The following is a 4053-nucleotide window of genomic DNA, read 5'->3' on the forward strand; positions in this document are numbered from 1 at the left end:
TAATATATACACCATAGAATACTCAATATCACCTTTACTCAATGAACGGAAAGAGTTAACAAATATTGTGTTGGTATTCAGGGATATTACTCGTGAATTGAAACTCCTCAATGACCTTAAGCAATCCCAAAAAATGGAAAGTATCGGACAATTAGCCGGGGGAATTGCCCATGATTTAAATAACCATCTCATGGTAATTAATGGTTATGCGGAATTAGCAGAAAGAGAACTCCCCGCGGACTCCTCACTTATTCCTTACTTAGATGAAATAATTAAAGCCAATCAAAAAGCCTCTTCATTGGTCCGTCAACTATTAGCCTTTGCCCGTAAACAAATACTAAAGAAAGAAGTTATTGATATTAATGTATTGGTAAATGACATATATAAGATGTTGCGGAGACTTATTCGAGAGAATATAGAACTAACATTTCTACCGAATGCTCAAAAGTCTTTGATTTATGCAGATAGGAATGCAGTTGAGGTTATTCTGATTAACCTCTGTGTTAATGCAAACGATGCTATGCCTGATGGTGGGAAACTTCTGATAGAAACAAGTTCTACTCATGTATCTGAGGAAATGATAGAAGGGATGACATGGACATCCTCCGGTGATTTTGTTGTTATTTGTGTTACGGATACAGGTATAGGTATGGATAAATATACATTAGAACATTGTTTTGACCCATTTTTTACTACAAAAGAAATTGGTAAAGGAACGGGATTAGGCTTATCAACCGTTTATGGGCTTGTCAAACAACATAATGGTATTATTCATGTTTATTCTGAGGTAGGAAAGGGGACTACTTTTAAGATTTATTTGCCTGCTACTACTCAGGAACAGTTACAGAAAGAAGAGGAAGCAACAAGTGAACCGATTGAACAACTTACGGGGAATGAAACAATATTAATTGCAGAAGATGAAATGACTGTTCGTTCCGTAGCCATACGAATTTTAGAGAAAGCAGGTTATCGGGTGATTGCTGCCCAAGATGGGGAAGAGGGTTTTAAACTGTTTCTGGAAAATATCAGTGATATTGACCTCGTTATTCTTGATGTAATTATGCCTGTAATGGGTGGAAAAGAGGTATATGAAAAGATTAAAAAGATAAAGCCCAATCTGCCTGTTCTTTTTTCAACCGGTTATTCTGAAAATTCCATACATACCAATTTTGTTTTAGAAAAAGACCTTAACCTAATAAACAAACCTTATGGGAGGCTGGATTTATTAAGAGCGGTTAGAAATATACTGGATAAAAAAAATAAACATTAATATATTCAATTTATGCCAAATGTAAAATCACCGGTATTTGAAAAAAGACGATATGATATTGAGTATCTACGAATTATTGCGGTTTTACTTCTTATCCCTTTCCACTGTGCTATGATTTTTTTCTCATACGAGCCTTTCTATGTGAAAGGTTCTTCTTCTCACTTCCTGCTGGACTACTTCGTATTTTTTCTATCTCCATGGCACATGCCCCTTCTGTTTATGATTGCAGGTATGTCCTCTTTTTATGCATTACAGAAAAGAATTTGGAAGCAATATATTGCAGAAAGGACAAAACGATTGCTTATTCCCTTCCTGTTTGGTATTTTGTTTATAGTTCCTCCTCAACCTTATTTTGCATATATAAGAGAACATGCAAATAGTTCCATTTATGATTTTATAAAACAGTATTTTTTTTGTATTCAAGGTGATTTTTCTGGCTATACCGGTTCTTTTACTCCTGCACATCTATGGTTTATTCTCTATCTCTATTTTTACAGTCTTATTTCTGTGCCTTTATTCTTAAATATAAAGAAGCATTCAGAAAAAATAGGGGAAAATATTCCAGATTATCTTTTTTTGTTTTTCTATCCTGTAATAATTGGATTAGCTGAACAACTACCTACTCTGGGTTCAAAAAATCCGTTTTATTACTATACTTATTTCTTTATAGGTTTCTTCATAGCCTCTAATACGAAGATAGAACAATCCATTCGGGAAAAAAGATTTTTATTATTCCTTTTGGGCACTATTACAATGGCAATTTACCTTACTTTTATTAAAAGTTCTTTTGTTTTCGAGAAATACTCCACTTCCGATGTTCTTTTCTATATTTTACGCCATTTCAATGTATGGTTCTGGCTATTATTTATTTTAGGGTATAGTGAAAAATATCTTAATTCCCCAATACAAATGCTACCTTATGCAAGTGAAATGTCTTATCCTTTTTACATTCTTCATCAAACAGTAATAATCGTTCTTGCGTACTATGTAGTAACATTGGACTTAAATATAGGAATAATCTTTTTTGTATTAGTCGTATTATCGTTTTCCGTTATAGTTGTTATTTACCACTTTTTAATTAGAAAATATAAAATAACACGATTTTTATTTGGAATGAAAACTTAAAAATTTTCGGAGCATGAAAAAATGAAGAATTACTTAAAATGGTTATTTCGATGGTATGTTCTATTATCAATACTGATGACGATTCTTGGTGGCGGATTATGGACCCTATATACATACAAATTCAATGACCAGTGGTATCGTAAATTATTGTTAACGCATACGGTGAATATAGCAAAGAGTATTGACCCAAAATTAATAAATGAATTTCAAGGTTCAGGCGCTGATTATAACAATCCTCGATATCATACATTACTTACACGACTTCGCATGGTCCGCTCTATCATACCTCGTTGTAAGTATCTATATTTGATGGGTCGGAATGAGAACAAACAAGTATTCTTTTATATAGATACACAAGAAGATATAGAAGAGACACCTCCTGCTCAACCTGGAGATTTATATGATGATGCTTCGGAGGAATTGATTAACTGTTTTGATACAGGAATTCCCTTTGTAGAAGGACCGCTGCCAGATGAATGGGGTGTATGGGTAAGTGCTCTTGTCCCGATAAAAGATATATCGCAAAGAAAAGTAATTGCTGTTTTGGGTATGGATATAGAAGCAAAGGATTGGAACTTAATTGTTTGGGAGAGGACATATCCAACCCTTGTATTTACTCTATTAATAATAGGGGCTATTTTACTTTCTGGAATTGGTTTTGTTTTGAGAGAAAAAAGAAAAGAAAAATTGGGTAGATTTAGATTTACAGAGACTATATTGGCTTTTATGGTTTCTATTGTTTTTACACTTGCCACTGTTTGGTTCGTTAGTGAAAGAGACCAGAGACAACATAGTGTAATTTTAGATGAGGTGTCGAGAACAACAATCGGGTCTTTAAATGAAAAATTAGAAGATATTCGCGATGTGGTAATTCCTTCAATTACATCGTTTTTCCAGAATAGTGATGATGTCCGACAGGATGAGTTTTATAACTTTACAAATTCTTTTTCAAAAGAAATGGGTTCTTATCTTTCCTTTTTTTGGATTCCGTATATTGATAAGGATGATAAAGAACAATTTGTAAGAGAAGGTGCTGAAATTTATAAATCAGATTTTCAAATCTGGGAGTTAGATAAGAATGGCAATAATATACCTGCCAGAGAAAGGAATTTCTATTTTCCCATTTTCTATACTTCGAAAAATTCCGATGCCTCGATGATAGGTTACGATATGAATTCTAATGAAAAAGCAAGAACTGTTATTCAAGAAGCAATTAACACTGGAAGGGTTTCTATGGTTCTATCGAACGAGATAACCCTCTTTTCACAATATCCTTCCTCCGTCTTTATACTATTCAGCCCTGTTATTAAAAACAAAGAGCTTAAAGGGGTTATAGGACTAATTTTAGATATGGACAGTTTTATTAAAGTTGGGTTAGAAAGGTTAGCACAAGGATTTATATATAAACCCTTGTATTTAGATTATTTTTACATATCTAATTTGGAGAAAATCATCAATATCTATTCTGACCATCCTCAAACAAGTGGGACCAACGCATTGAATGAACTTAATGTTTTTAATACAGATAGGCTTTTTTTTACCGTGTTTATTTTTCAGAAATTATTTGGCATTGTAGTTCAACCTGGAGATTGGAAAGAGACAAAAGTGATTGATGATAGGATACCTGCTTTTATTTTAGGTTTGATTGCTTCTTTTGC

Annotated in this window: 3 protein-coding genes; all 3 read left to right on the forward strand. The window is 33.2% G+C overall.

Going from position 1 to position 4053, the window contains the following annotated elements; genetic code table 11:
- Positions 1 to 1270: ATP-binding protein (locus PLA12_14480; protein HOQ33696.1), on the forward strand; the 1270-nt coding region annotated here is incomplete at its 5' end.
- Between the two features lie 12 nt (positions 1271 to 1282).
- Positions 1283 to 2395, forward strand: coding sequence for an acyltransferase family protein (locus PLA12_14485; protein HOQ33697.1), 1113 nt, complete (start codon positions 1283 to 1285; stop codon positions 2393 to 2395).
- 21 nt (positions 2396 to 2416) lie between these two features.
- A partial coding sequence (locus PLA12_14490) for a CHASE domain-containing protein (GenBank protein HOQ33698.1) occupies positions 2417 to 4053 on the forward strand: 1637 nt, incomplete at its 3' end.

Origin of the sequence: Candidatus Hydrogenedens sp., from assembly GCA_035378955.1 — a bacterium.
GTDB lineage: Bacteria > Hydrogenedentota > Hydrogenedentia > Hydrogenedentales > Hydrogenedentaceae > Hydrogenedens.

Bases quoted from the DNA above. Each gene is read 5' to 3' on its own strand.
- PLA12_14485 (HOQ33697.1), top strand. From the start codon at position 1,283: ATGCCAAATGTAAAATCACCGGTATTTGAAAAAAGACGATATGATATT.